Origin of the sequence: Micromonospora rhizosphaerae (assembly GCF_900091465.1) — a bacterium.
Classification (GTDB): Bacteria; Actinomycetota; Actinomycetes; order Mycobacteriales; family Micromonosporaceae; genus Micromonospora; species Micromonospora rhizosphaerae.
Window position 1 is genome coordinate 1,765,675 of sequence record NZ_FMHV01000002.1, and the last position, 25,492, is coordinate 1,791,166.

At 72.9% G+C, this 25,492-nt stretch carries 25 protein-coding genes and 1 pseudogene; 9 read left to right on the forward strand and 17 right to left on the reverse strand.

The genetic code is table 11. The features are described from left to right. Positions 1-70: 70 nt before the first annotated feature. Both GA0070624_RS08600 and GA0070624_RS08605 read left to right on the forward strand, forming a co-directional pair. A complete protein-coding gene (locus GA0070624_RS08600) occupies positions 71-829 on the forward strand; it encodes a Bax inhibitor-1/YccA family protein (RefSeq protein WP_091348411.1) in 759 nt (252 codons plus the stop codon). 25 nt (positions 830-854) lie between these two features. Next, the gene (locus tag GA0070624_RS08605) at positions 855-1,175 is read left to right on the forward strand and encodes a hypothetical protein (protein ID WP_091338643.1); all 321 of its coding nucleotides are present in this window, start codon (positions 855-857) and stop codon (positions 1,173-1,175) included. Positions 1,176-1,179: 4 nt separating this feature from the next. Here GA0070624_RS08605 and GA0070624_RS08610 read toward each other — a convergent pair whose 3' ends face one another. The 4 genes from GA0070624_RS08610 to GA0070624_RS08625 form a co-directional block, all read right to left on the reverse strand. Then, the gene (locus tag GA0070624_RS08610) at positions 1,180-2,670 is read right to left on the reverse strand and encodes a CYTH and CHAD domain-containing protein (protein WP_091338646.1); all 1,491 of its coding nucleotides are present in this window, start codon (positions 2,668-2,670) and stop codon (positions 1,180-1,182) included. 40 nt (positions 2,671-2,710) lie between these two features. After that, positions 2,711-3,973, reverse strand: coding sequence for an acetyl-CoA C-acetyltransferase (locus GA0070624_RS08615; protein ID WP_091338650.1), 1,263 nt, complete (start codon positions 3,971-3,973; stop codon positions 2,711-2,713). Positions 3,974-4,061: 88 nt separating this feature from the next. Next, positions 4,062-4,877: an SGNH/GDSL hydrolase family protein gene (locus GA0070624_RS08620; protein WP_091338654.1), complete on the reverse strand. Its 816-nt coding sequence runs from the start codon at positions 4,875-4,877 to the stop codon at positions 4,062-4,064. After that, positions 4,874-5,920, reverse strand: coding sequence for an SGNH/GDSL hydrolase family protein (locus tag GA0070624_RS08625; RefSeq protein ID WP_091338657.1), 1,047 nt, complete (start codon positions 5,918-5,920; stop codon positions 4,874-4,876). The genes GA0070624_RS08620 and GA0070624_RS08625 overlap by 4 nt, the downstream gene beginning before the upstream one ends. Before the next feature lie 170 nt (positions 5,921-6,090). Here GA0070624_RS08625 and GA0070624_RS08630 point away from each other — a divergent pair, with 170 nt between their 5' ends. Then, entirely contained in the window at positions 6,091-6,447 is a 357-nt protein-coding gene (locus tag GA0070624_RS08630; protein WP_091338660.1) for a YkvA family protein, read from the forward strand. Between the two features lie 76 nt (positions 6,448-6,523). Then, positions 6,524-7,894 (forward strand): cystathionine beta-synthase, encoded by a 1,371-nt coding sequence (locus tag GA0070624_RS08635; protein WP_091348415.1) that lies wholly within the window; start codon positions 6,524-6,526, stop codon positions 7,892-7,894. A 77-nt stretch (positions 7,895-7,971) separates the two neighbouring features. Here the strand turns inward: GA0070624_RS08635 and GA0070624_RS08640 are convergent, their stop codons facing one another. The 11 genes and pseudogenes from GA0070624_RS08640 to GA0070624_RS08685 form a co-directional block, all read right to left on the reverse strand. Beyond that, positions 7,972-8,922 (reverse strand): S1C family serine protease, encoded by a 951-nt coding sequence (locus tag GA0070624_RS08640; protein ID WP_091338663.1) that lies wholly within the window; start codon positions 8,920-8,922, stop codon positions 7,972-7,974. Between the two features lie 116 nt (positions 8,923-9,038). Beyond that, positions 9,039-9,548 carry a GNAT family N-acetyltransferase gene (locus GA0070624_RS08645; RefSeq protein WP_091338667.1) on the reverse strand — a complete coding sequence of 170 codons (510 nt, stop codon included), beginning with the start codon at positions 9,546-9,548 and terminating at the stop codon, positions 9,039-9,041. Next, positions 9,545-10,474, reverse strand: coding sequence for a ribonuclease Z (locus GA0070624_RS08650; protein WP_091338671.1), 930 nt, complete (start codon positions 10,472-10,474; stop codon positions 9,545-9,547). The genes GA0070624_RS08645 and GA0070624_RS08650 overlap by 4 nt, the downstream gene beginning before the upstream one ends. Before the next feature lie 325 nt (positions 10,475-10,799). Further along, on the reverse strand, positions 10,800-11,975 hold the full coding sequence (locus GA0070624_RS08655) for an osmoprotectant NAGGN system M42 family peptidase (protein ID WP_091338674.1): 1,176 nt from the start codon (positions 11,973-11,975) through the stop codon (positions 10,800-10,802). Then, complete coding sequence (ngg, locus tag GA0070624_RS08660) at positions 11,972-13,786, reverse strand: N-acetylglutaminylglutamine synthetase (RefSeq protein ID WP_091338677.1); 1,815 nt, start codon at positions 13,784-13,786, stop codon at positions 11,972-11,974. Before ngg ends, GA0070624_RS08655 begins: the two co-directional genes overlap by 4 nt. A gap of 2 nt (positions 13,787-13,788) precedes the next feature. Beyond that, the gene (locus tag GA0070624_RS08665) at positions 13,789-15,573 is read right to left on the reverse strand and encodes an N-acetylglutaminylglutamine amidotransferase (protein WP_091338681.1); all 1,785 of its coding nucleotides are present in this window, start codon (positions 15,571-15,573) and stop codon (positions 13,789-13,791) included. Between the two features lie 212 nt (positions 15,574-15,785). Continuing rightward, positions 15,786-15,851, reverse strand: a pseudogene (locus tag GA0070624_RS33825) (peptide-methionine (S)-S-oxide reductase MsrA); the annotation flags it as partial. 57 nt (positions 15,852-15,908) lie between these two features. Then, on the reverse strand, positions 15,909-16,265 hold the full coding sequence (locus GA0070624_RS08670; RefSeq protein ID WP_091338684.1) for a YciI family protein: 357 nt from the start codon (positions 16,263-16,265) through the stop codon (positions 15,909-15,911). A 161-nt stretch (positions 16,266-16,426) separates the two neighbouring features. Continuing rightward, positions 16,427-17,086, reverse strand: a complete 660-nt coding sequence (msrA, locus tag GA0070624_RS08675; protein ID WP_091338688.1) for a peptide-methionine (S)-S-oxide reductase MsrA — start codon at positions 17,084-17,086, stop codon at positions 16,427-16,429. 157 nt (positions 17,087-17,243) lie between these two features. Then, entirely contained in the window at positions 17,244-17,663 is a 420-nt protein-coding gene (locus GA0070624_RS08680; RefSeq protein WP_091338693.1) for an HIT family protein, read from the reverse strand. Between the two features lie 42 nt (positions 17,664-17,705). Beyond that, positions 17,706-18,083, reverse strand: a complete 378-nt coding sequence (locus GA0070624_RS08685) for a nucleotidyl transferase AbiEii/AbiGii toxin family protein (RefSeq protein ID WP_091338696.1) — start codon at positions 18,081-18,083, stop codon at positions 17,706-17,708. Between the two features lie 527 nt (positions 18,084-18,610). On the opposite strand from GA0070624_RS08685, the gene GA0070624_RS08695 reads away from it, so the two are divergent. The 4 genes from GA0070624_RS08695 (at position 18,611) to ilvA (ending at position 23,161) form a co-directional block, all read left to right on the forward strand. Continuing rightward, a complete protein-coding gene (locus tag GA0070624_RS08695; RefSeq protein ID WP_091338703.1) occupies positions 18,611-19,753 on the forward strand; it encodes a cystathionine gamma-synthase in 1,143 nt (380 codons plus the stop codon). Positions 19,754-19,769: 16 nt separating this feature from the next. Then, on the forward strand, positions 19,770-21,179 hold the full coding sequence (locus tag GA0070624_RS08700) for an amidase (RefSeq protein WP_091338705.1): 1,410 nt from the start codon (positions 19,770-19,772) through the stop codon (positions 21,177-21,179). A 203-nt stretch (positions 21,180-21,382) separates the two neighbouring features. Beyond that, entirely contained in the window at positions 21,383-21,841 is a 459-nt protein-coding gene (locus tag GA0070624_RS08705; protein ID WP_176731629.1) for a DUF4328 domain-containing protein, read from the forward strand. A gap of 99 nt (positions 21,842-21,940) precedes the next feature. Next, entirely contained in the window at positions 21,941-23,161 is a 1,221-nt protein-coding gene (gene ilvA, locus GA0070624_RS08710; RefSeq protein ID WP_091338711.1) for a threonine ammonia-lyase, read from the forward strand. Positions 23,162-23,317: 156 nt separating this feature from the next. Here ilvA and greA read toward each other — a convergent pair whose 3' ends face one another. Both greA and GA0070624_RS08720 read right to left on the reverse strand, forming a co-directional pair. Next, positions 23,318-23,818: a transcription elongation factor GreA gene (gene greA / locus GA0070624_RS08715; RefSeq protein ID WP_091338713.1), complete on the reverse strand. Its 501-nt coding sequence runs from the start codon at positions 23,816-23,818 to the stop codon at positions 23,318-23,320. Positions 23,819-23,950: 132 nt separating this feature from the next. Beyond that, positions 23,951-24,385 carry a DUF4307 domain-containing protein gene (locus tag GA0070624_RS08720; RefSeq protein WP_091338716.1) on the reverse strand — a complete coding sequence of 145 codons (435 nt, stop codon included), beginning with the start codon at positions 24,383-24,385 and terminating at the stop codon, positions 23,951-23,953. A gap of 210 nt (positions 24,386-24,595) precedes the next feature. On the opposite strand from GA0070624_RS08720, the gene mca reads away from it, so the two are divergent. Next, positions 24,596-25,477 carry a mycothiol conjugate amidase Mca gene (mca, locus tag GA0070624_RS08725; RefSeq protein ID WP_091338719.1) on the forward strand — a complete coding sequence of 294 codons (882 nt, stop codon included), beginning with the start codon at positions 24,596-24,598 and terminating at the stop codon, positions 25,475-25,477. Positions 25,478-25,492: the final 15 nt, after the last annotated feature.

Genomic DNA, 25,492 nt, shown 5'->3' on the forward strand with positions numbered 1-25,492 from the left:
GTCGTTTTCCCGTCCCCACCGAGCCGTCCGGGGCAGAGTGGACCCCGGGTACGTCGGCGAGGAGGTCGCGGTGCAAAGTGCCAACCCGGTGCTGACCCGACTGGACGACGTCAGCGGGACCGAACGCCAGATGGCAGCGGTCGGGGCCGCCGAGGCGATGACCGTGGACGACGTCGTGGTCCGGACGGTCGGCCTGCTGCTGCTCACCGGCGTCACCGCGGGGGTCACCTGGGCGGTCGTGCCGCAGGCGGTGTGGATCTCGGCGGCGCTGGCCGGCACCGCGCTGGCCGGTCTGGTGCTGGTGCTGGTCATCTCGCTGAAGCAGATCACCAACCCGCTGCTCATCGCCGGGTACGCCGTGCTCCAGGGTCTGCTGCTCGGCGTGGCCAGCCGGGCCTTCGAAATGATCTACCCCGGGATCGTGGTGCAGGCGGTGGCGGGCACGTTCGGCGTCTTCCTCGGCATGGCCCTGCTCTACCGGGCGCGGCTGATCCGGGCCACCCCGCGGCTGGCCCGGCTGGTCACCGGCACCTTGATCGGCATCGTCGCGATCAGCCTGGTCAACCTGGTGACCTACCTGCTCACCGGCCGGCAGGGGCTCGAGGTCTACAGCCTCACCACCGAGGTCGGCTGGCTGCCGTACGCCTTCTCGGTGGTCGCGATCATCGCCGGTGCGTTCAGCTTCATCCTCGACTTCGACCTGGTCGAGCGCTCGGTCCGCGCCGGCCTGCCCCGCCGCTACGCCTGGTTCTGCGCGTTCGGCCTGCTGGTCGGGCTGATCTTCCTGTACTGGCAGATCCTCCGCCTGCTCAGCTACCTGCGCCGGTGAGGGGCGGCCCCTAGACTCGGCGGCGATGAGTGCAGTGGAACTGGACCGGGCGGTGGAGCTGCTGGTCCGTCAGGTCGGGCACTGGCAGCAGCCGCGCTGGTCCGCCGCGGCCGAGGGCGGCAACGTGTCCCGCGCCGACCTGGTGCACAAGCTGGTGCAGGAGATCGCCAACCTCGCGGCGGACGTCGAGGGTGAGCCGCGCCGGGACGTACCCCGGTTGGACAACGACCTGGCCCTGCCCGACCAGCTCCGGGTGGTCGCCGCCGACCTGGTGGCGGCGGGCCCGCCGGATGCCGTGCTGGCCGGGGCCGCGGCCGCGGTGGCGGCGACCCGCTCCGCGCTCTGACCGATCATCCCTTCAGCCAGCGCCGCACCTTCCGCCGCCGGGCCCGGTCGCGGGCCCGGCCGAGGCCCCGCAGGTCCCGGTCGGCCGCCGCGGCCTGCCGCGCGTGCAGGATCCCGTACGTGAAGGTGTTCTCGCCGTCGGCGTTCGCGCGCAGCGCCTGCCGCCGCAGCACCTCGCGGGTGACCACCGAGTCCTGGTGCGCGCCGAGCAGGTCCTGGAGGTCCTTGAGCCGGTCCCCCAGGGCGGCGGCGGGCTTCCCGGCGGCCGGCTCACGGACCTCGACCGCGTACCGGGCCGCCTTGTACGCCTTCCGCGCCTCGTGCAGCGCGACGGCCTCCTCCTCGCCGGGCCCGTCCAGGGCCCGGTCCAGCCGATCGTCCGCCCTGGCCACCGCCCGGCGCACCCGGCGGGCGACCCAGCGCGCGTCCACCGTCCGCGCGGTCTGCCCCTCGAGCAGCTTGTCCAGCCGGGTCAGCAGGTCGATGTACCGGTCGGAGTCGAGCGCCTGGCGCAGCCCGTCGAGGGCCGTGGCCTCGTCGGCGGCGAAGCGCTCCGCGATCCGCGCGGCGACCGGCCCGAGCACCAGGTCGGCAGGCTCGGCGTGCACCGCCTCGGCCAGCCGGGCGGCCAGCACCTGGGCGTCCCGCATCGGCCCGAGCTGGCCGCCGAGCCAGCGGAGTTCGGTGCGGAGCGGTTCGCTCGCCCGCCGGTCCCACAGGCCACGAAACGTCCGCAGGGTGGCGCGCAGCCGGCGGACCGCGACCCGCATGTCGTGCACCGCCTCCTCGTCGCCGTCCCGGGCGCCGGGATGGTTGGCGATCAGCACGTCGCGTTGGGCGCGTGCGTAGTCGAGGACGGGTGCCGCCCCCGGATCGGTGGTGCGTTCCAGCTGCGCGGCGGCGAGCCGGGTGGCGAGGGCGCGGTGCGACTTGGAGACGGGCACCGGGCGGGCGCCGGCGTCGCGCAGCCGCGCGTCCACCGCGTCGAGCAGCCGGTCGTCGCCGTCGACCAGCTCGACCTCGATCTCGTGCCACGCCTGCCGCTCGCCGGTGACCAGGTCCCGCCCCTCGACGGTGTCCTCGGCGACCTCGGCCAGCGCCCGGCCCTGCTCGTCGAGCAGCCGGCGCTCGATCCGGCGGGTGGTGATCCGCGCCGCCGGGGCGACCGGTCGGCCCCGGGACGCGGCCCGGAACAGCGCGGCCAGCTCGGCGGGCGGGTCCGCGTCGTCCGCCCCGGCCGGGAACTGGTATTCGGTCCGGTCGCCGCCGGCTGCGCCGACCTTGAGGTGCCAGCCGGCGTCATGCCCCCCGGTACGCCGGCGCAGCGCGAACCCGCTGCGGGCCAGCCGCAGGTCGGCGGTGTCCAGGTAGACCGCGTCCAGATCGAGCGCGGTGGCGTCCGACATCGTCGCGACGCCACCGCAGCCCGTCAGGTCCGGCAGTCGGAACCCCTCGCCCCCGGAGTACTTGCGCTCCCGCTCCACGACGCTGGCCATGATGATCCGGTACCCCGGGGTGCCACCGGCGAACCGCTGCTCAGCTCAGCCGCTCGAGCACCATCGCCATGCCCTGGCCACCGCCGACGCACATGGTCTCCAGGCCGATGGTCTTGTCGTGCCACTCCAGGGCGTTGAGCAGGGTGCCGGTGATCCGGGCCCCGGTCATGCCGAACGGGTGGCCGACGGCGATCGCGCCGCCCATCACGTTCAGCTTCTCCTCCGGGATGCCGAGCTGCCGGTAGGAGGGGATCACCTGGGCGGCGAAGGCCTCGTTGATCTCGACCAGGTCGACGTCGTCGATGGTCATCCCGGCCCGCTTCAGGGCCTGCTTGGACGCCTCGACCGGGCCGAGGCCCATGATCTCCGGGGAGAGCGCGGTGACGCCGGTGGAGACGATCCGGGCCAGCGGGGTGAGCCCGAGGTCCTTCGCCCGCTGGGCGCTCATGATCACCACGGCCGCGGCGCCGTCGTTGAGCGGGCAGCAGTTGCCGGCGGTGATCCGGCCGTCCGGCCGGAAGACCGGCTTCAGGCCGGCGACCGCCTCCAGGGTCACCCCGGGGCGCGGGCCGTCATCCTTGCTGACCACGGTGCCGTTCGGCGTGGTGACCGGGGTGATCTCCCGGGCCCAGAACCCGTCGGCGATCGCCTTCTCGGCCAGGTTCTGGCTGCGCACGCCGAAGGCGTCCATGTCCTCGCGGGTGATGTCGTACACCTGGGCGAGGTTCTCCGCGGTCTGGCCCATGGCCAGGTAGATGTCGGGGAGCCGGCCGTCCTCGCGTGGGTCGGTCCACACCTCCGTGCCGCCCTGGGCACGGGCCGCCGAGCGCTTGCGGGCCTCGGCGAAGCGGGGGTTCTCCCAGCCGCCGCCGACCAGCGCCTGCGCCTCCGGCGGCAGGGTGTCCGAGTTGCCGCGGGCGTACCGGGAGACCGTCTCCACGCCGGCGGAGATGAAGACGTCGCCCTCGCCGGCCTTGATCGCGTGCATGGCCATCCGGGTGGTCTGCAGCGACGAGGCGCAGTAGCGGGTCAGGGTGGCGCCCGGCAGGCCGTCCAGGCCCATCAGGGTGGCGACCACCCGAGCCATGTTGAAGCCCTGCTCGCCGCCGGGCAGGCCGCAGCCCAGGTAGAGATCCTCGATCTCGGTCGGGTCCAGTTGGGGGACCTTGTCCAGGGCGGCCTGGATGATGGTGGCGGCGAGGTCGTCCGGGCGGACCTCACGCAGCGAACCCTTGAACGCGCGGCCGATGGGGGACCGGGCGGTGGCGACGATGACGGCGTCGCGGGACGACTCAATCGGCATGAACCAACGTTAACCCGCGGGTAACTTGGCGCGGAAGCAGCGCGGACGGCGGGAAATGTCACCCCACCGCGGCTGCCTTCCGGGTCGGTCAGTGGTGGCGGAAGGCCACCTTCGCCGCCGCCTCGACCGCCGGTAGCAGGGCGTGCGCCCAGACCCGGTAGCCGTCGGCGGAGGGGTGATAGCCGTCGTGGCAGAGCGTCCCGGCGTCCGCCCGGAACACCGGACCGGCCTCGGTGCAGAGGTCGACCACGGTGCCGCCGGCGTCGAGCACGGACGCCATCTGGGCGCGGGCGATTCGCCGCCCCGACCAGGCGAGCACGTGCCGCAGCGGGGACGCCACCGCGCGGATCGCGCCCAGGTCCGGGCAGGTGCCCACGACCACCTCGACGTGCGCCTCGCGCAGCCGACGGACGGCCGAACCGAGGTAGGCCGCCGCGTCGCCCGGGCGGGCCAGCGCGGTGGCATCGTTGGCCCCGACCAGGATCACCGCCACGTCGGGACGTTCGCCGAGCAGTGCCCGGGCCACCTGGGTGGCGAGGTCGGTGGAGCGGGAGCCGGAGACCCCGACGCTGGAGAGGTGCACCTGCCGACCGGTCGGGCCCTCGGCGAGCAGATGGGCCAGCTGGCCGCCGATGGTCTCCTCGAAGCGTTCCACGCCGACCCCGAGCGCCGAGGAGTCGCCGAGCAGCACCAGCCGCAGCGGCGGGGCGCCCGCCCGGCCGACGGTGGCACGCAGGGCCAGGCCCAGCTCCGGCTGGGCGTACCGGCGGTTGCGGGCGGCGATGGCCTGGCCGGCGAGGACGGCGGCCCCGCCCACCGTGCCGGCGACCAGGGACAGCGCCGCGGCCCGTCCCAGCCGGACCACGAGGTCATTGCGCTCGGTTCGCTCGCTGGGCTCGCTCATGCCAGTCCCTCCAGTGTGGGTGAGTCGGCGGCGGGGCCGGGTTGCGGCACCGCGCCGACGCCGAAGAACGCGCGCCGCCGCAGCTGCGCCCAGCGACCGCCCGGCCCCCGGTCACGGCCCCTGACCTGGGTGCCGCTGACCTCGGTGCCGGCGTGCCGGGCCGCCTCGTGGGCCGCCTCCGGCAGCGACCGTACCCCCTCGCCGCGGGCGAGCGTAGGCCGGCGTTCCGGTCCGGCGCCGAGCGCGGAGAGGATGGTGGGCAGCATTGCCGCCGCGGCCACCGCGTACCCCTCGGCGGACGGGTGGAACCGGTCCCAGGCGAACATCCGGGCCGGCTCGGCGGCGAACCGGGGACCGAGCAGGTCGCCGAGGGACACCGTCCAGCCGCCGGCCTCGACCACCGCCACCGTCTGGGCGGCGGCCAGCTGCCGGCTCCAGCGCCGCGCCAGCCAGCGCAGCGGCGGCTGGATCGGCTGGATCGCGCCCAGGTCGGGGCAGGTGCCGACGACCACCTCGCAGCCGGCCGCGCGCAGCGAGCGGACGGCCTCGACCAGGTAGCGCACGGCGACCGCCGGCGGGGTGCGGTTGGTGACGTCATTACCGCCGATCAGGATGACCGCGACGTCCGGTTCGCTCTCCAGGGCCGACTCCACCTGCGGCTTGAGCCCGGCCGAGAGCGCGCCCACCACGGCGAACCGGCACAGCCGGACCGGCCGGTGCAGCCGGCGGGACAGGCCGGTGGCCAGCAGCGCACCGGGGGTCTCCCGACGGCGGTGCACGCCGTAGCCGGCGGCCGAGGAATCGCCGAGGATCACCATGGTGATCGGCGGGCCGGGGAACTTCGCGCCGTACACCCCGTCACAGCGCGGCGGGGGAGCCTCGGCCATCGGGATGGTGCGCCGGGCCTGGCGGGCCTGGCCGAGCAGCACGCCACCCGTCGCGGCGGTGGCCGCCACGGTGGCGCCCGTGCCGATCGCCGCCAGGCGGGCGATCCGCCGGGCGCGTCGCCAGCCGGCCGGTACGACGGAACCAGCGTCCCCCATGAAGCGACATTATCGCGCCGGCGCGACACGCCGCGCTCGTCGTGGCAGCCGCTCCAGGGCTGCGCGACACGCGTTCTGGGTACCACTCCCGACGGGCCGTCGCGGGGGCGTCCGTCGGGTCGGGCTTGCGCCCGGGCGGCACCCTGGTCAAGCGGAAAGGGGCACCGGAGATGGGGAAGACATTGAAGCGAAGCGCGGCCTTCACCGCGCTGGCCCGGGCGCTGATGGCGGGCGCGCGGGGCGGGCCGTCACTCGGCGCCCGGCTGGCGGCGCTGCCCCGGATGATCCGGGCCACCGCCAGGGGGGAGTACGACGGCGGCCTCCGGCTGGCCCTGATGACCGCCGCCACGGCGTACATCGTCTCGCCGATCGACCTGCTCCCGGAGCTGCCGCTGGCGGTCTTCGGCCTGGCCGACGACGCGGTGATGGTCACCTGGCTGGCCGGGAGCGTGCTCGCCGAGACGGAGCGCTTCCTGGAGTGGGAGGCACGTCGCAGCTCCGTCATCCCCGGGCATGTGGTGCCCTGACGGCACGTACCCTGGGCATCGAATGAACGTCTGCCCGGCCGCCACCGGCGGCGCCGGAGGAGAAGGGCACAACGAGGTGCAGTACTACGACAACGTCGTCGAGCTGATCGGCAACACCCCGCTGGTACGGCTACGCAACGTCACCGAGGGCATCCAGGCGACCGTGCTGGCGAAGGTGGAGTACGTCAACCCGGGCGGCTCGGTGAAGGACCGGATCGCGCTGCGGATGGTGGAGGACGCCGAGAAGGCGGGCATCCTCAAGCCCGGCGGCACCATCGTCGAGCCGACCAGCGGCAACACCGGCGTCGGGCTGGCCCTGGTGGCCCAGCTCAAGGGCTACAAGTGCGTCTTCGTCTGCCCGGACAAGGTCAGCCAGGACAAGCAGGACGTGCTGCGCGCGTACGGCGCCGAGGTGGTGGTCTGCCCGACCGCGGTGGCGCCGGAGGACCCGCGCTCCTACTACAACGTCTCCGACCGGCTGGCCCGGGAGATCCCCGGCGCCTGGAAGCCCAACCAGTACAGCAACCCGGCCAACCCCCGCTCGCACTACGAGACCACCGGTCCGGAGATCTGGAAGCAGACCGAGGGTCGGATCACCCACTTCGTCGCGGGCGTCGGCACCGGCGGCACCATCTCCGGCATCGGCCGCTACCTGAAGGATGCCTCCGAGGGGCGGGTCAAGGTCATCGGCGCCGACCCGGAGGGCTCGGTCTACTCCGGCGGCACCGGCCGGCCGTACCTGGTCGAGGGCGTCGGCGAGGACTTCTGGCCGGAGACGTACGACCGGGGCGTCGCCGACGAGATCGTGGAGGTCTCCGACAAGGAGTCCTTCGAGATGACCCGGCGGCTGGCGCGCGAGGAGGGGCTGCTGGTCGGCGGTTCGTGCGGGATGGCCGTGGTGGCCACCCTGGAGGTGGCCCGCAAGGCCGGCCCGGACGATGTGATCGTGGTCCTGCTGCCGGACAGCGGCCGGGGCTACCTGTCGAAGATCTTCAACGACAAGTGGATGGCCCGGTACGGCTTCCTGGACAACTCCGGCTCCGAGCCCACGGTGGCGGAGGCGCTGGCCGGCAAGCCGGGCGGCCTGCCCGAGCTGGTGCACGTCCACCCCACCGAGACGGTCCGGGACGCGATCGACTACATGCGCGAGTACGGCGTCTCCCAGCTGCCGGTGCTCAAGGCCGAGCCGCCCGTGGTCACCGGCGAGGTGGCCGGCTCGATCGCCGAGAAGGACCTGCTCGACGCACTCTTCACCGGGCAGGCGCACCTGCACGACACCATCGAGCGGCACATGGCCGACCCGCTGCCGATGATCGGCGGCGGTCAGCCGGTGAGCGAAGCGGTCGCCCTGCTGGAGAAATCCGACGCGGCCCTGGTGCTGGTCGACGGCAAGCCCAAGGGCGTGCTGACCCGACAGGACCTGCTCGCCCACCTCGGCGCCCGCTGAGCTGTAAGGAAGGGTCCCCTGTTAACGCCTCGCGTATAGCAGGGGGCCCTTCTTAACACCGGGCCGGGCGCGATGCCTCAGCGGGTCAGCTCGGTCGGGACGGCGACCACGTCGACGAAGGCGCCGCGGCGCAGCACGGTCACCGGCAGCCGGGTGCCGATGGCGCGGCCCAGCATGAGCCGTTGCAGGCCCTGGCCGTCGCTGACCGGCCGGCCGCCCGCGGAGAGGATCACGTCGCCGAGGTAGATCCCGGCAACGCCGGCCGGGCTGCCCGGCACCACCTCGACCACCCGCAGCCCGCGCCGCTGGCCGGTGCGCTCGACGATCTCCGGCGGCAGCGGCACCGGCACGCCGGCCACGCCTAGCCAGGCCCGGCGGACCCGGCCGTCGGTGGTCAGGTCGGCGATGATCTGCCGGGTGGTGGCGTTGATCGGCACGGCCAGCCCGAGCCCGTACCCGGCCACGGCCGTGTTCACCCCGACCACCCGACCCGCCGAGTCGGCCAGCCCGCCGCCGGAGTTGCCCGGGTTGAGCGCGGCGTCGGTCTGGATGACGTCCTCGATCAGCCGGACCAGCCGTCCGTCCCGGGCCGGCAGCGACCGGCCCAGTCCGGAGACCACCCCGGCGGTGACCGAGCCCGCCAGCCCCATCGGGTTGCCGACCGCCACCACGAGCTGGCCGATCCGCAGGCCGTCGGCGTCGCCCAGTTCCACCGGCGGCACGGGCGCCTCCTCGACCCGCAGGACCGCCAGGTCCGACAGCGGGTCGGCGCCGACCACCCGGAACCGGCTCTCGGTGCCGTCGCCGAAGGCGGCCGAGCCGTCCCGGGCGCCCTGCACCACGTGCGCGCTGGTCAGCAGCAGGCCGTCCGCACCGACGACCACCGCGGAGCCGGCGCCGGCCCCGCGCGCGGTCCGCACCGACAGGGCGGCCACGCTGGGCAGCACCCGGGCCGCCACGCCGGTGACCACCCGGGAGTACGCGTCCAGAGCGGCGTCCTCCGCCCGCTCGGTGTGCTCGATGTCCATGACCCGGACAACGCCGGCGGATCGACGGGCATGCCCGGATCCGCTCACAGCGAACGCCACTCGAGTGTTAACAGGGGGCCCCTCCTCTACCGAAGGCGTTAACAGGGGGCCCTTCCTTACAGCTCCCGCCTGTAGCGGACCTGGGCGGCGCGGGCGGTGCCGATGTTCTCGTCCCGCTCGGCGCCGGTCGGCGTCCAGCCGCCTCGCTCGTAGAAGGCGCGCGCGTGGGCGTTCTCGCGCAGCACCCAGAGCACCGCCCGGAACCAGCCGCGCGACCGCATCGCGGCCAGCGCGTCGATCATCAGCTCGCGTCCGGTGCCCCGGCCGCGCTCGTCCGGGTCGAGATGGATGGCGTTCAGCAGGCCGGTCGCCGGATCGCCCTCGTCGTCCGGGCCCAGGTAGCTGAACCCGACCAGCCGGCCGTCCCGTTCGGCGACGGTCATCCGGTGCTCGTCCCGCTCCCAGGCCCACCGCTCCACCCAGTACCGCCCCAGCGCCTCCGGCGTCGGCTCGGCCAGCGCCTCCGGCGGCAGGAACGACGAGTACGCCGCGACCCGGGACCGCTGGTGCAGGGCGCCGACCGGCATCAGGTCGGCCTCGGTGGCGGGGCGCAGGGTGACCGTCACGCGGCCGAGGCTACCCGCCGGGGCGGGACCTGGACGGTCATCAGGTCCTCGGCGATCACCAGGTTCCCGTCGAAGTGCTGACGGGCCTCGTCGGCGAAGCGGCCGGCGTCGGCGTACCGCTGGGAGAAGTGGGTGAGCATCAGCCGGCGTACCCCCGACTCGGCCGCCACCCGCGCGGCCTGCGCCGCGGTGAGGTGGCCGACATCGGCGGCGAGCGCGGCCTCCGACTCCAGGAACGTCGACTCGATGACCAGCAGGTCGGCCAGCTCGGCGAGCGCGTACACCGCGTCGCAGAGGCCGGTGTCCATCACGAACGCGAACCGCTGCCCGGGCCGGGTCACGCTCACCTCGTCCCGGGTGACGCGGCGCCCGTCCAGGTCGAGGTGGCCGACGCGGAGCAGCTCGCCCACCGCCGGCCCGGCGATCCCGTACGCGGACAGCTTCTCCGGCACCATCCGCCGGCCGTCCGGCTCGATGAGCCGGTAGCCGTACGTCTCGATCGGGTGCCGCAGTCGGCGGGCCTCCAGGGTGCCGACCCGGGTGGCGAACCGCTGCCCGTCGGCGTCCACCGGCTCGGGGCGCAGCTCCGCCGTCTCGTAGAAGCTCGACGCGTGCCGCAGCCGGGCGAAGTATTCTGCGCCGCCGGCGGGGAAGTGAGCCGCCACCGGGTGTGGCACCCGGTCGAGGGAGAGCCGCTGGATGACGCCCGGCAGGCCCAGGCAGTGGTCACCGTGGAAGTGGGTGACGCAGATCCGGGTCAGGTCGGTGGCGGAGATCCCGGTGTGCAGCATCTGCCGCTGGCTGCCCTCGCCCGGGTCGAAGAGGAGCACCTCGTCGTCCCAGCGCAGCAGGTAGCCGTTGTGGTTGCGGTGCCGGGTCGGCGCCTGGCTGGCCGTCCCGAGCACCACCAGCTCGCGCATCGACACGAGTCTCCTCCGCCGGATATGAAGCGACCCCCGGGGCTGCCGCGCTCGCGCGCGGGGCCGGCTGGACTGGGCCGGCACCCCGGGGGTCGGGTGGCTGTCGTGGATTCGCCGCACCGCTGCCACACGGTCTCGACGATTGTGCCTGCGCCCGCCTCGCGGCGGACGGGGATTACTGTCGAGGACAGCGGCTAGCGGACAGCCACCTCACGAGTCCGATTGCTATACAAGTCTGGACCACCTCCTTTCCCGTGTACCGCCACGCTATCCACTTCTCGACGGGCCGGGCAACGGATTTCGATCACAGGGCGGTGGGAATGCGATCGGGTCACTCGAGGCCGATCGGGCCCTCGCGCGGGCCCTCCTCGGAGGCCGGCTGGACGGCCAGCGACGGGAAGTCGGCCAGGTCGCCCTCCGGCTCGGCGTCCCACTCGGGGAAGACCAGGTCGCTCTGGAGGTAGAGGCAGAGCAGTTGGGTCAGGTGGCGCAGCCCGTCGAGGTGGGTGCGCTCGTGCCCGTGGGTGGCGTCCACGCCGAAGCCGAGCAGCGCCACCCGGGCGTGCGCGCCCGCCTCGACCGCCGCCGCCACGTCGGACCGGTAGTAGTCGAAGACGTCCCGGACCAGGTCGAGACCGTGCTCCCGGGCGATCGACGCCAGGTTGCGGGTCAGGTGGTAGTCGAACGGGCCCACCCCGTCGCCCATCGCCAGGGTCGCCGCGTCCTCCCGGGACTGCTGCCCCGGGGCCACCACCGCCGCGTCCACCGAGACGATCTCCGCGACGTCCGGGTCGAGGCCGTGGCTGGCCCCGTGCCCGACCTCCTCGGTCACGGTGACCAGCAGATGCGCGGTGACCGCCGGGGTCACCCCGGCGTCGACCATCGCCTTGAACGCGGTCAGCACCGCCGCCACGCCCGCCTTGTCGTCCAGGTGCCGGGACTTGACGTACCCGGCGGGGGTGATGGTCGGCTGGGGCAGCAGCGCGGCGAAGTCGCCGGCGTCGATGCCGAGCGCCCGCAGCCCGGCGATGTCCGAGACCGGCTCGTCGACCCGTACCTCGACCAGCTCCCAGCCGACGCCCTGGAGGTCGACGCCCTCGTTGTAGCGGTGCCCGCTGGCCTTCAGCGGCAGCACCTGGCCGGTGATCACCCGGTCCAGGTCGTCGGTGAAGATCCGCACGTGTGCGCCCTCGGCGAACCGGGCGCTGTGCGTGCCGATCGGCTTCAGCTCCAGCCGCCCGTTCTCCTTCAGCCGCTTCACCATGCCGCCGATGGTGTCGGTGTGCACCACGATCGCCCGGTCCGCGCCGGTCGCCCTCGGGCCCGGCAGGCAGGCGCTGAGCGCGCCGCGTCGGGTCAGCGTCGAGGAGATGCCGAGCGCGGAGAGCCGCTCGCCGACGTACTGCTGCACGTGGTCGGTACGCCCCGACGGGCTCGGGATCTCCAGCAGCTCCACCAGCACCTGCCGGAGGTAGTCCAGGTCGATGGCCAACGGCTTCGGGCTCACCCGGCATCTCCCGCACCCGCCGGCGACCAGAGCCGCTGCGGTGCCCGGGTCCCCGGAAAGAGCAGGTCCACGAAGCGCTCGGCGGTCGGCTGCGGCTCGTGGTTGGCCAGGCCGGGCCGCTCGTTGGCCTCGATGAAGACGTGCTCGGGCCGCTCAGGGGAGGGCACCAGCAGGTCCAGCCCGGTGACCGGGATGTCGAGCGCCCGACTGGCCGCCACGCACGCCTCCGCGATCGCCGGATGAAGCTCGCCGGTGACGTCGTGGATGGTGCCGCCGGTGTGCAGGTTGGCGGTCCGCCGGACGGCCAGCACCGTCCCCTCCGGCAGCACGTCGTGCAGCTCGTACCCGGCCTCGGCGACCACCTCGCCGGTCATGTCGTCGAGCGGGATGCGGGATTCGCCGCCGGTGGCGGCGGCCCGGCGGCGGCTCTGCCGCTCGATCAGCTCGGCGATGTCGTGCACCCCGTCGCCGGTGACCTGGGCGGGGCGGCGGACGGCCGCCGCCACCACCTCGTGGTCGATCACGACCACCCGCAGGTCCTCGCCGGTACGCAGCTCCTCGATCAGCACGTCCGGGCAGAACCGGCGGGCCAGCTCGACGGCCGCGGTCAACGCCTCGGGGGTGCGTACCCCGACCGTGATGCCGTTGCCCTGCTCGCCGCGGGCCGGCTTGACCACCACCTGGCCCACCTCGGCCAGGAAGGCGACGTCGTCGGCGTCGCCGGCGGCGGTGCGCCCGCTCGGCACCGACAAGCCGGCGTCGGCGAGGATCCGGCGGGTGACCCGCTTGTCGTCACAGCGGCTCATCGCCACCGCCGAGGTCAGCTCGGAGAGCGACTCCCGGGTGTGGATGCTCCGCCCGCCGCTGGTCAACTTCAGCTCGCCCCAGCGCGGGTCGGTCACCTCCACCCGGATCCCCCGGCGCATCGCCTCGTCCGCGACGATCTTCGCGTACGGGTTGAGCTGGTCGTACCCCTCAGGCAGGGCGGGCAGGAAGAGCCGCTCGTTGATCGGGTTCTTCCGCTTCACGCAGAGCGTGGCGGTGCGGTAGAAGCCGAGCCGCTCGTACAGCCGGATCGCCCCGGTGTTCTCGGCGAGGACCGACAGGTCGACGAAGGCCCGGCCGCGCGCGGTCAGCCGGGCGGCCAGCTCGGTCAGCAGCGCCTGCCCGGTGCCGGGCGGCGCGGCGTTGAAGTCGACCGTCAGGCACCAGAGGCTGGCGCCGTTCTCCGGGTCGTCGAAGACGGCCACGTGGTCGACGCCGGTGATGGTGCCGACGATCTCCCCGGTCGCCGCCTCGGCCACCAGGTGCAGGAAGCCGTCGGTCCGGGCGTTGGCGACCAGCACGTCGACCGGGGCGGTGACCATGCCGTTGCGGGCGTAGATCCGGTTCACGGCGTCCGCGTCCTCGGCGTCGCGCAGCCGCCGGATCCGCAGCCCCGGGATCTCCGCCTGCTCATCGCGGGGCCGGTCGCCCAGCGGCAGCCGGTAGGTCAGCGACGGGTCGATGAAGAGCTCGTCGGGGAGCCGGGCGACCAGCACGTGCGGGTCCCGGAGGTAGATGCAGATGTCCCGGGCCCCGGCCGCCTCCGAGCGGAGCACCGCGGCCACCGCCGCCTGGTCGCCGAAGGTCTGGCCGAAGACCAGCCGCCCCCAGCCGCAGTCCAGCACCACGCCGGCGTCCGGCGCGGCGGTCGCCTCCGTCGCGCCGGGCGCCACCGGGTCGCCGCCCGGGCCGACCCGTTCCCGGCGTCGGCCGAGCACCCGTTCCCGGTCGGTACGCGCGGTGCCGGTCGCCAGTGTGTCGGTCACGGTCAGTCGATTCCGTGACTCTGGAGCCACATTTCCAGGAGTCCCAGTTGCCACAGCTTGTTTCCGTTCAACGGGGTCAGTTCGGCGTTCGGGTCGGCGAGCAGCGTGCCGACGTAGTCGGTGCGGAACAGGCCGCGATGGCGGGCCTCGGGCGCGGAGAGCGCGTCGCGTACCCGGTCGAGGAGCTTGCCCTCGAGGTGGGTGAGGCCCGGCACCGGGAAGTAGCCCTTCGGCCGGTCGATCACCTCGTGCGGGAGCACCCGGCGGCCGATCTCCTTGAGCACGCCCTTGCCGCCCTGGGCCAGCTTCAGCTCCGGCGGGCAGCTCGCGGCCAGCTCCACGAACTGGTGGTCGAGGAACGGCACCCGGGCCTCCAGCCCGTGCGCCATGGTCATGTTGTCCACCCGCTTCACCGGGTCGTCGGTCAGCATGATCTGGGTGTCGATCCGCAGGCCCCCGTCGACCGCGGTCTGGGCGCCGGGCCGGGCCAGGTGCGCGGCGACGAACTCCCGCGCCGGGTCGCCGTCGGCCAGCCACGCCGGGTTGAGCACCCGGGCCAGGCCGGCCGCGTCCCGGTCGAAGAACGCCTTCGCGTACGTCTCGAGCGCCCGCTCCCGGTCGACCTCGGCGAGCGGCGGGTACCAGTGGTAGCCGCCCAGGATCTCGTCCGCCCCCTGGCCGGACTGGACCACCTTGACGTGCCGGGCGACCTCCTGGCTGAGCAGGTAGAACGCCACGCAGTCGTGGCTGACCATCGGCTCGCTCATCGCGACTACCGCCGCCTCCAGGGGCGGGACCAGGTCGCCGGTCGGCACCTTGATCTGGTGGTGGTCGGTGTCGAAGGTCTTCGCCACCAGGTCGGAGTAGACGAACTCGTCGCCCTCCCGGCCGCCGACCGAGTCGAAGCCGATGGAGAAGGTGGCGAGGCCCCGCTGTCCCTCCCCGGCGAGCAGGGCGACGACCAGGCTGGAGTCCAGTCCGCCGGAGAGCAGCACGCCGACCGGGACGTCGGCGACCATTCGGCGGCGCACCGCGGTGGTGAGCGACTCCAGCAGCGCGTCCTGCCAGTCCTGCTCGGACCAGTCGGCCCGCTCTGCGGCGCGGGTGAAGGACGGGTCCCAGTACACCCGCTCGTGGCTGGAGCCGTCCGGTTCGTAGACGCGCACGGTGGCCGGGGGCAGCTTGGTGACGCCCCGCAGGATGGTCCGCGGCGGCGGCACGATGCTGTGGAAGCTCAGGTAGTGGGCCAGCGCGACCGGGTCGATGGTGGTGTCCACGCCGCCACCGGCCAGCAGGGCGGGCAGGGTGCTGGCGAAGCGGACCGCACCCGGGGTCTCGGCCAGGTAGAGGGGCTTGATGCCGAGCCGGTCCCGGGCCAGCACCAGCCGGCCGGTGTCCCGCTCGCTGATCGCCACGGCGAACATGCCGAACAGGTGGTCGACGAAGTCCAGCCCCCACTCGGCGTACGCCTTGACCACGACCTCGCTGTCGCCGGAGGAGAAGAAGCGGTGGCCCTTGGCCTGCAGTTCCTCGCGAAGCTCGCGGTAGTTGTAGATGCAGCCGTTGAAGACGCCGGTCAGGCCGGAGGCGGCGTCCACCAGCGGCTGACCGCTCGCGGCGGAGAGGTCGATGATCTTCAGGCGCCGGTGTCCCAGGGCGGTGGCGCCCTGTGACCAGACCCCGCTGCCGTCCGGTCCCCGGTCACTCATCGTGGCCGCCATCCGCTCCACCGCCGCGACGTCGGCGCGCGAGCCGTCCCGACGGAACTCCCCAGCCAGTCCGCACATGCCACGCCATGCTGCCAGAGCCTGCTGGAGTTCGCCCGTTGAGCTGATGTTCCGGGGTTACGCGTTTGCTAGCATGCGCAACCTTTAGCCGAACCGGCCGCGCCGGGCGGGAATCCTGCCCCGGGTCGGCGGGATGCCCGAATTGAACCGGGCCTGCGGTGTGAATAACACCGCAGGCCCGGAAACGGACATCGAGGGGTCAGCCGGCGGTACGCCACGCCGACCGGGCAGCTCAGCCCGTTCGGGCCGTGGTTGCAGTAGCCGTTCGGGTTCTTGGACTCTCGCGCAGGGTGTAGTACTTAGCCGCTGGGACGGCCGACTCCCCACTCACCTCATCACTGGGTTGCGGGCTGCGACCCGAACCGTCGGACCTCCTGAGGCCAGCCGCAGGCTTCCGCGAGCTTGCCGGCCCACATCCGGGCCGTTTGCTCGTCGGCCACGTCCACAACGGTCAGCCCGCCCAGCCACTCCTTGGTTTCGACGTAGGGCCCGTCGGTGAACATCAATGTGCCGCTCGTGGCGTCGGCACTGAAGACGGGGGCGTCCTCTTCCAGGCCCCCGGCGAACACATACGCCCCGGCCGCCTTGATCTCGTCCACGACCGCCTTGGCGAGTGGCCCGCGCCCGCGAAACCACTCCTCGGTGTGGTCACCAACCCACTGCTGGTTGAAGTAGATGAGGTACTCGGCCATGTCTGCTCCCTCGTCTCGGGCGGACCCTCTGTTCGCCCCTATCTTCGCTACGAACGGCGTCGGGCCGATGCGACACCTCGGGCTGAAAAATCTTGGCGTCCGACGCGACGTCCGACGGCCCTGGCGCGGATCCACGGACCCACGCCAGGGGTTCGGCAAGGTCAGGCGATCTTCGCCACGCCCACGGGGCAGGTCATGCCGTTGGGCCCGTGGTTGCAATAACCCATCGGGTTCTTGGTCGGAGCCAGGTACTGCTGGTGGTAGTCCTCGGCGAAGTAGTACTCGCCGAGCGGGGCGATCTCCGTGCTGATCTCACCCTTGCCGGCCCGCGCCACGATCGGCGCGAACGCGTCCCGGGACGCCTGCGCGGTGGCGAGCTGCTCGTCGGTGGTCGTGTAGATCGCGGAGCGGTACTGCGTACCGACGTCGTTGCCCTGGCGCATGCCCTGGGTCGGGTTGTGGTTCTCCCAGAAGACCTTGAGCAGGTCCTCGTAGCTGATCTGCTTGGGGTCGTAGACCACCTGGACCACCTCGGCGTGCCCGGTCATCCCCGAGCAGACCTCCTCGTAGGTCGGGTTCGGGGTGATGCCACCCGCGTAACCCGCCGACGTGGTGATCACGCCCGGCAGGGTCCAGAACAGCCGCTCGGCACCCCAGAAACAGCCCATCCCGAAGACGGCGACCTGCGAGCCCGCCGGGAACGGGCCCTTCAGCGAGGAGGGGAGCACCTCGTGCCGGTCACCGATCGGCATCGCGATCGGCCGGCCCGGCAGGGCTTGGTCGGGGGTGGGCAGCTCGGCCTTCATACGGCGAAGGAACACGGTGGGACTCCTCTCTTGCCTCTCCCCGCCTGCAACACCGCCGGTCCCCGTTTCCTTACCCGCAGAGACCGCACTCAGGCTGCCGCTCGGGGGCTCAGGATCTCCCTGCCTTCCTTTGGAGCTGCGCCATCCGTGCGCCCGTCTTGCTCGGGATGGATCAGGCGGGTTGGAGAGCGGCGGCTATGCGGTCGGCATACTCCCGGGCTTCGGCGTCGTCGGCGTACCGGGTGCGGGGCCAGAAGAAGCCACGCAGGCCGTCTCCCTTGGTCCTGGGCACGACGTGCGTGTGCAGGTGCGGGACGGACTGAGACACCTTGTTGTTGATCGCCACGAAGGTCCCTCCGGCCCCCAGCCCGGTCTCCACCGCCGCGGCGAGCCGCCGGACCAGCCCGAAATAGCCGGCAAGAGCATCGGCGGGCAGGTCCGCCAGCGTCACCAGGTGAGTCCGCGGAACCACCAGCACGTGGCCCTTGAAGACCGGCCGGGTGTCCAGGAACGCGACGCCGTCCGGCTCGTCAACCACCCGGAACGCCGGCACCTCGCCCGCCACGATCCCGCAGAACACGCACCCGTTCATCGGGCACAGGCTAGTACCGACGGTCCGGGTACGCCCGCCCGACTAAAGCTCGTCGAGGTAGCTGTCCCACTCGCCCTCCGGTGGGCCCTCGGGACCAGTCTCGCCGCTTGCGAGCCGCGTCCGGATGTCCGACTCCCACCGCCATGCCCAGCTACGCAGCTCGTCGATGTCCGACTCGCTAAGCCCATAGGACAAGAAGGCGCGAGGATCGCGTTCGCCGATCGCACCAAGCCGATCGGCCAGCTCCTCCAGAGAGAATCCCGCCGTGTGACGTGCACCGAGAGTCTCCAGCTCGATCCAGCTGAGCTGGGTATTCGCCGCGTGGATATCGATGAAATCCCGATGCGCTGCCCGGTCGTGCAGGGCCCGCACCTTGAGCCCGACCGCGTCTTCGAACGCGAGAACCGGGCCGATGCTCAACCCAGTTCGTGCGCGCACATGGCATATCCGCCTGCCAGCACCAGGCCGAGATCATCACCCGCATTGAAGCCGACCTCGAGGAGCCGGCGATGTAGGGCATCCATCAGCTGGCGGACAGCTCAGGCAGCCGGCGCTCCCATAGGGCGATAAGACGACGAGCGGTCAGCCGCCGAATGCGGGGCCAGTCCCGCCGGAGCAGCCCGGGGTTGACGTACCGGATGATGTCGTCTCGTTGGCCGCAGTCGAGCAGCAGGCAGTAGAGCGTGAGCCGCTCACGAGGATCGCTGACGTCGAATTCTGTTACGCCTGACCAAGCCAGCCGCACCGGAAGACTGACCCTTCCGTGGCCAGGCCCCCTCAGCAGCGCGAGTGCGACCGGGATCCGGTCAGCCGCTCCGATCAAGCGGGATGGTAGGGGCGCGGGCGATGTCACCCGGCCAGTATGGCCCACCCTCCGACACGCCGACTGATGTGATGCCCGCCGGGTTCCGCCCGGCCCGGTACGGCGGCGGACTAACGTCTCGGGAATGAGTCACGGCTTCGAGACGCTCGCCATCCACGCCGGCCAGGACCCCGAGGCCCGCACCGGCGCGGTGATCCCACCGATCTACCAGACCAGCACCTACGCCCAGGACGCCGTCGGCGCGCCGCGGCAGGGCTACGAATACAGCCGCTCCGGCAACCCCACCCGTGACGCCCTGCAGGAATGCCTCGCCGCGCTGGAGGGCGGCCCGGTGGCACTCGCCTTCGCCAGCGGCCTGGCCGCCGAGGACACCCTGCTGCGCACCGTCTGCAGGCCGGGCGACCACGTGGTGATCCCGGACGACGCGTACGGCGGCACCTACCGGCTCTTCGCCCGGGTCGCCGAGCGCTGGGGGTTGGACTACACCCCGGCCAAGGTCTCCGACCCGGTCGCGGTGCGGGCCGCGATCCGCCCCGGCAGGACGAAGATCGTCTGGGTGGAGACGCCGACGAACCCGCTGCTCGGCATCGCCGACATCGCCGCCCTGGCCGCCGTCGCGCACGACGCCGACGCGCTGCTGGTGGTCGACAACACCTTCGCCTCGCCGTACCTGCAGCAGCCGATCGCGCACGGCGCGGACGTGGTCGTCCACTCCACCACCAAGTACATCGGCGGACACTCCGACGTGGTCGGTGGTGCGCTGATCGCCGCCGACGCCGGGCTCGGCGACGAGTTGCGCTACCACCAGAACGCGATGGGCGCCATCAACGGACCCTTCGACGCCTGGCTCACCCTGCGCGGCATCAAGACCCTCGGCGTACGGATGGACCGGCACTGCGACAACGCCGAGCGGATCGCCGCGTACCTGGACGGGCACGCCAAGGTCGGCCAGGTCATCTACCCGGGCCTGCCCGCGCACCCAGGGCACGAGGTGGCGGCCAAGCAGATGCGCCGGTTCGGCGGAATGATCTCGTTCCGGGCCGCCGGGGGCGAGGAGCACGCCGTGGAGATCTGCAACCGGGCCAGGTTGTTCGTGCTCGCTGAGTCGCTCGGCGGCGTGGAATCCCTGATCGAGCACCCGGGCCGGATGACACACGCAAGTGCTGCCGGCTCACCGCTTGAAGTTCCCGGCGATCTCGTGCGACTGTCTGTCGGCATCGAGACGGTCGACGACCTGCTCGCCGATCTGGAGCAGGCGCTGGGCTGACCGCTGGCTGGGGAGGGTGGCCGTGCAGGACATCATGCCGACCTGGGTGGGGGCGACCGCCAGGCAGATCGCCCGGGCCGTACGCCGGGGTGACGTCTCCGCCACCCAGGTCGTGGCCGACCACCTGGACCACATCGCCCAGGTCGACGCCGATCTCGCCGCGTTCCGCACGGTACGCGGCGGGGAGGCGATCACCGAGGCGGAGAAGGTCGACGAGCAGGAGGACCTGGCCAACCTCCCGCTCGCCGGGGTGCCGATCGCGGTCAAGGAGAACACCGCCGTGGCCGGGCTGCCCACCTGGAACGGGTCGGCCGCCATGCGTACCCCGGTGGCGGAGGCCGACCACGAGGTGGTCCGGCGGCTGCGCGGCGCCGGCGCGGTGATCCTGGGGGTGACCCGGATGCCCGAGCTCGGCCTCTGGGCGATCACCGACGACGAGACCGGGGTGACCCGGAACCCGTGGGATCTCCGGCGTACCTCCGGCGGCTCCTCGGGCGGCGCGGCCGCCGCGGTGGCCGCCGGCCTGGTGCCGATCGCGCACGGCAACGACGGGCTCGGCTCGATCCGCATCCCGGCCGCCTGCTGCGGCCTGGTCGGGCTCAAGCCCGGCCGCGGGGTGATTCCCTACCAGCTCGGCGCCGACGACTGGTTCGGCCTCGCCGAGCACGGGATGCTGGCCACCACGGTCGCCGACGCGGCGGTCGGCTTCGCGGTGCTGGCCGGCCGCCGCCCCGACAAGCTGGTCCCGCCGCAGCGGCTGCGGGTGGGCGTCTCGCTGCGCTCGCCGCTCCCCGGCGTCTCGCCGGACGCACCCAACCGGGACGCCGTCGCCGCAGCCGGCCGGCTGCTCGCCGCCGCCGGGCACGACACCCTTCCCGCCGATCCGGTCTACCCGGTCCCGCTCGGTCTCCAGGTCGTCGCCACCTGGTTCGCCGCGGCCGCCGCCGACCTGCGGGCCGCCGGTGTGGAGCGGCGCGGGCTGCAGCGGCGCAGTCGCCGGCACGTCGCCCTCGGCGAGTGGGCGCAGCGGCGGGGGTACGTCCGCGAGGCGGACCGGACCGTGTGGCGTGAGCGGTCGGTGAACTTCTTCGCCGACCACTCGATCGACGTGCTGCTCACCCCGGCGCTGGCCGGCTCGCCGCCCGAGGCAGCCGGCTGGTCGGGCCGGTCCTGGGCGGCGAACATGAAGGCCAACATGCGATACGCCCCGTACGCCGCGCCGTGGAACATGGCCGGCCTGCCGGCCGTCGTGGTGCCGGTCGGCCGGCGCCCGGACGGCCTGCCCGTCGCGGTGCAGCTGGTCGGCCCGCCCGGCTCGGAGCTGCTGCTGCTCGGCATCGCCGGGCAGTTCGAGCTGCAGGCCCCCTGGCAGCGGCACGCCCCCGGCTACCCCCGGGTCGGAACGGGCTCGCCGGCCGCCGCATGATCGTCCCCCGTGTGCGCACCTTCTCACGCGCACATGGGGGACACACATGCGGTGCACCAACTGCGGGGCCGACGTCGCTCAGGTCTTCGGCGACTGCCGGAACTGCGGTACCCCGCACGACCCGCCGGCCGTGTCGGCCGGGGATCGCGACCTATTCGGTACGCGGCATCGGGCTCGCCGCGGCGATCGGCCTCGGCCTCACCATGCTGCTGTACGTGCTGCAGGCGCTCTCGCCGGCCGTCGCCGCGGTGCTGGCCCGGCGGGGCGCGACGGCCGACGACCCGGAGCTGACGGCGGTCACCGCGTTGGCCGGCGGTCTCCTGTCCCTGGCGCACCTGGCGGTCTACCTGACCACCGGGGCGCTGGTCATGATCTGGATGTTCCGGGCGCGGAAGAACACCGACGCCTTCCCGGGCGCGCGATCGCAGCTCGCCGCCCACTGGGCGATCACCGGCTGGTGGGTGCCCGTGGCCAGCCTCGTCGTGCCCTTCGTCGTGATGGCGCGCATCGTCCGGGACAGCCTCGGGCGCGTCCGGTTGCGCGCATTGGTCGCCGTCTGGTGGCTGGCCTGGCTGGCCTTCGTAGTCACGGACCTGCTCACCAGCCTCGCGGCCGCGAAGGCCGACCTGCTGCTGGCCGACCAGGCGCAGGACTTCGACTGAGGCGCCGCAGCCGGTGACCGTGTCGTCGCCGCAGGTGTCGGCAGGCGGGACCGTGGCGTCGCCGCCGGCACCCGGGGCCTCGGGTGGCACGATCGGGGCATGACTGAACTGGTCGGTCTCGCCGACGTACAGGCCGCGCGGGAGCTGCTCGCCGGCGTCACCCGTACCACCCCGCTGGAGCCCTCCCGGCCGCTCAGCGCGGCGCTCGGCGGCCCGGCGTGGCTGAAGTGCGAGAACGTGCAGCGCGCCGGGTCGTACAAGGTGCGCGGCGCGTACGTGCGGATCTCCCGGCTCTCCGACGAGGAGCGGGCGCGCGGCGTGGTGGCCGCAAGCGCCGGGAACCACGCGCAGGGGGTGGCGCTCGCCGCCGGGCTGGTGGGCACCCACGCCACGGTCTTCATGCCGGTGAACGCGCCGCTGCCCAAGGTCGCCGCCACCAAGGGATACGGCGCCAAGGTCGAGCTGGTCGGCAACACGGTGGACGAGTCGCTGGTCGCCGCGCAGACCTTCGCCGAGCGGACCGGGGCGGTGCTGATCCACCCCTTCGACCACCCGGACGTCATCGCCGGCCAGGGCACGGTGGCGCTGGAGATCCTCGAACAGTGTCCGGACGTGAAGACCATCGTCACCGGCGTGGGCGGCGGCGGCCTGATCTCCGGGATCGCGGTGGCGGCCAAGGCGCTTCGCCCCGACGTACGGGTGATCGGGGTGCAGGCGGCCACCGCGGCGGCCTTCCCGCCCTCGCTGGTCGCCGGCGAGCCGGTCCGCCTGCCCTCGTTCTCGACGATCGCCGACGGCATCGCGGTCGGCCGTCCCGGCGACCTCACCTTCACCCACGTCCGCAAGCTCGTCGACGACATCGTCACCGTCTCCGAGGAGGACATCTCCCGGGCGCTGCTGATGCTGCTGGAGCGGGGCAAGCAGGTGGTGGAGCCGGCCGGGGCGGTCGGGGTGGCCGCGCTGCTGGCCGGCGCGGTCGAGGTGGCGGCCCCGGCGGTGGCGGTGCTCTCCGGTGGCAACATCGATCCGCTGCTGATGCTCCGGGTGATCGAGCACGGTCTCGCGGCGGCCGGCCGCTATCTGCGATTCACCGTGCGGTGCTCGGACCGGCCGGGTCAGCTCGCCTCGCTGCTCACCGAGATCGCCGAGCACCGGGCCAACGTGGTCGACGTGGAGCACCAGCGGGCCAACCCGCACCTGCGCCTGGGCGAGGTGGAGGTGGCGCTGTCGGTGGAGACCCGGGGCGTGGAGCACTCCGACACCCTGATCAGTGCCCTGCGGGCCAGCGGCTACCAGGTGGTCTTCGCCGGCGAGGGGTGAGGCTGCGAGAGCGCCGAGGCGCCGACCGGCGGGCCTGGACACGCGCCCGCCCCGGGCCGTACGACGGCCGGGGCGGGCGGTGTAGCTGGGTCCGACGGGCCTGTCAGCCTCGGTCGGGGTCGGACCCGGGCCTGTCGGCACGGGTCCGGGTCGGGCTCAGCCGGAGAAGGGCTCGAACTTGACGATGGTCACCTTGATGTCGGCGCCGCTCGGGGCCGTGTAGGTGCAGGTCTGGTCGGCCCGGCCGCCGAGGATCGCCTTGCCCAGCGCGGACTCCGGGCTGTAGACGGTCAGGTCGGTGGTGGAGGCGATCTCCCGCGAGCCGAGCAGGAAGGTCTCCGTGTCGTCCTTGTCGTCGTCGAAGTAGATCGTCACCACCATCCCGGGTGCCACCGCATCGGCCTTCGGGGCCTCGCCCACCTTGGCGGTGCGGAGCAGCTCCTGGAGGTAGCGGATGCGCCCCTCCGCCTTGCCCTGCTCCTCGCGGGCGGCGTGGTAGCCACCGTTCTCCCGCAGGTCGCCCTCCTCGCGCCGGGCGTTGATCTCGGCGGCGATGACCGGCCGGTTGGCGATCAGCTCGTCGAGCTCGGCCTGGAGGCGGTCGTACGCGTCCTGGGACAGCCAGGTGGCGGGCGCCTCGTTGTCATTGGTGGACACAGGCGGTCTCCTCGGTTGTGCGGGACTGGCTGACAGGTGAACTACCAAGTTACCAGTGCGGGACGTGTCCAGGTGTCGCCGATCACGCCGCGATGCCGGTGACGGGACCGGTGGTGGCGGTGTCCGGGCAGGTCAGGCCGCCGGCCGGCAGCGCAGCACCTCGCCGATGAAGGGGCGGGCGCTGGTGGCGAGCCGGTGCCGGGTGGTGACCTGCCGTTCGCCCGGGCGCGCGGTCACCGTGACCTCCTCGCGGCCCACCTCGGCGCCGTCAGCGGAGCGGGCCCGCAGCACGCAGGTCGCCGAGCCGCCCTCGGGCACGGTGACCCGGAAGTCGACCAGCACCTCTGTGTCCGTGATCCCCGTGTAGGTGATGACCTGGGCGTCGTACTCGGGGTCGCCGTACTGGGTGTAGAGCTTGACCGTCAGCAGCCCCAGCGCCGCCACCAGGACGGCGGCCAGCAGCGCCGCCAGCAGCGGGCGGCGGCGTCCCGGTTCCCGGCGGCGACCGTACCGACCGGGTGGGAAAATCGGCGCACCCGGTGCGACTGTGGCGTGCGTCTCGGTCACCGGCGGGTATCTCCTGGCGTTGTTGTCGGCGGCATCGGCAAGAATGGCAGAGTCCATCTTCCCAGCCCGGCGCTGAGCCAAGGATGGCAGGTCAGCGGTGACGTTGACAGGTCAGCACGGGGATTTCCGGGCGCGGGGGAGATTCCGGCAGGTCAGCCGGTCGACCCGACCCTCGGGTCCGCCGGCGGGCAAAGACGAGGAGCGCCAAAGGTGGCAGAGCAACTGCGTCTCATGGCCGTGCACGCCCATCCCGACGACGAGTCGAGCAAGGGCGCCGCGACCACGGCGAAATACGTCGCCGAGGGGGTGGATGTCCTGGTCGTGACGTGCACCGGCGGTGAGCGGGGCAGCGTCCTCAACCCCAAGATGGACCGGCCGGAGGTCTGGGCCGACATCGCGGAGATCCGCCGCGCCGAGATGGACGCCGCCCGCGCGATCCTCGGCATCGAGCAGGCCTGGCTCGGATTCGTCGACTCGGGGCTGCCCGAGGGCGACCCGCTGCCGCCGCTGCCCGAGGGGTGCTTCGCCCTGCAGGACGTGGAGGTCGCGGCCGGTCCGCTGGTGCGGCTGATGCGGCAGTTCCGCCCGCACGTGGTCACCACGTACGACGAGGAGGGCGGGTACCCGCACCCCGACCACATCATGACCCACAAGGTGTCCGTCGCCGCCTTCGAGGCCGCCGGCGACCCGGAGCGCTACCCGGAGCTGGGCGAGCCCTGGCAGCCGCTCAAGCTCTACTACGACATCGGCTTTTCCAAGGGCAAGATCATGGCGTTGCACGAGGGCATGCTCGCCGCCGGTCTCGCCTCGCCGTACGAGGAGTGGCTCGAGCGCTGGGAGGACCGTCCCGACAAGGGGCCCCGCATCACCACGCGGGTCGAGTGCGCGGAGTACTTCCCGGTCCGCGACGACGCCCTGCGCGCCCACGCCACCCAGATCGACCCGGACGGCTTCTGGTTCCACGTCCCGATGGAGCTCCAGCGGCGCGCCTGGCCGACCGAGGACTTCCAGCTCGCCCGCTCGCTGGTCGACAGCCCGTTGCCGGAGTCGGACCTGTTCGCCGGCGTCCGCGAGACGTGCCATGCCCGCTGATCGGCGGCCGGGCTA

Bases quoted from the DNA above. Each gene is read 5' to 3' on its own strand.
- GA0070624_RS08605 (WP_091338643.1), top strand. From the start codon at position 855: ATGAGTGCAGTGGAACTGGACCGGGCGGTGGAGCTGCTGGTCCGTCAG.
- GA0070624_RS08610 (WP_091338646.1), bottom strand. From the start codon at position 2,670: ATGGCCAGCGTCGTGGAGCGGGAGCGCAAGTACTCCGGGGGCGAGGGG.
- GA0070624_RS08615 (WP_091338650.1), bottom strand. From the start codon at position 3,973: ATGCCGATTGAGTCGTCCCGCGACGCCGTCATCGTCGCCACCGCCCGG.
- GA0070624_RS08620 (WP_091338654.1), bottom strand. From the start codon at position 4,877: ATGAGCGAGCCCAGCGAGCGAACCGAGCGCAATGACCTCGTGGTCCGG.
- GA0070624_RS08625 (WP_091338657.1), bottom strand. From the start codon at position 5,920: ATGGGGGACGCTGGTTCCGTCGTACCGGCCGGCTGGCGACGCGCCCGG.
- GA0070624_RS08630 (WP_091338660.1), top strand. From the start codon at position 6,091: ATGGGGAAGACATTGAAGCGAAGCGCGGCCTTCACCGCGCTGGCCCGG.
- GA0070624_RS08640 (WP_091338663.1), bottom strand. From the start codon at position 8,922: ATGGACATCGAGCACACCGAGCGGGCGGAGGACGCCGCTCTGGACGCG.
- GA0070624_RS08665 (WP_091338681.1), bottom strand. From the start codon at position 15,573: ATGTGCGGACTGGCTGGGGAGTTCCGTCGGGACGGCTCGCGCGCCGAC.
- GA0070624_RS08670 (WP_091338684.1), bottom strand. From the start codon at position 16,265: ATGGCCGAGTACCTCATCTACTTCAACCAGCAGTGGGTTGGTGACCAC.
- GA0070624_RS08680 (WP_091338693.1), bottom strand. From the start codon at position 17,663: ATGAACGGGTGCGTGTTCTGCGGGATCGTGGCGGGCGAGGTGCCGGCG.
- GA0070624_RS08695 (WP_091338703.1), top strand. From the start codon at position 18,611: ATGAGTCACGGCTTCGAGACGCTCGCCATCCACGCCGGCCAGGACCCC.
- GA0070624_RS08705 (WP_176731629.1), top strand. From the start codon at position 21,383: ATGCTGCTGTACGTGCTGCAGGCGCTCTCGCCGGCCGTCGCCGCGGTG.
- ilvA (WP_091338711.1), top strand. From the start codon at position 21,941: ATGACTGAACTGGTCGGTCTCGCCGACGTACAGGCCGCGCGGGAGCTG.